This window comes from Micromonospora sp. DT4, from assembly GCF_049841675.1.
Taxonomy (GTDB): Bacteria; Actinomycetota; Actinomycetes; order Mycobacteriales; family Micromonosporaceae; genus Micromonospora.
In genome coordinates, this window is the sequence record NZ_JBNCKT010000406.1 from 1 (window position 1) to 413 (window position 413).

At 56.9% G+C, this 413-nt stretch carries 1 protein-coding gene; it reads right to left on the bottom strand.

Annotated features, from left to right (window positions below; all coding sequences use genetic code 11):
- The coding region (locus ACLQ24_RS30330) for a hypothetical protein (RefSeq protein WP_425895155.1) at nt 1-325 on the bottom strand (325 nt) is incomplete at its 3' end.
- Nucleotides 326-413: the final 88 nt, after the last annotated feature.

A 413-nucleotide genomic window follows, 5' to 3' on the forward strand; every position in this document is an offset into this window, starting at 1 on the left:
TACCGTTCGCGTCTTCCTCGCTGAGCCAGATGTCATAGACGGCGAGGAAGTCTCTCACGTTCTCGTCGCTCATTCTCTGAAACCCGACGATATGCATATGTCCGCGACCGTCGTGTTTGACCGTGAATCCGGCGTCCGTCAGGGCTTGGGCAACCTTGTCATCGTCGGAAATCATCCCAACTAGTGTCAGGTCAGAGAGAATATGTCCGATGGGGTACGCCTTTCCTCCGACATTCACAGAATCGTCATGAGGGGGGATTGTGTTCCGACGGTTGGGGGGGTCTTTCTGCACCCACGTGGTGATGGCGGCGACACGCTCGTCCACGGTGTAGCGGTGTGGCTTGCGATCTTTGTTGGGGTACGGCTTCTGGCGTTGTTTTTGGCGTGATGTTCGGGTTGGTCCGCTGGTGGAC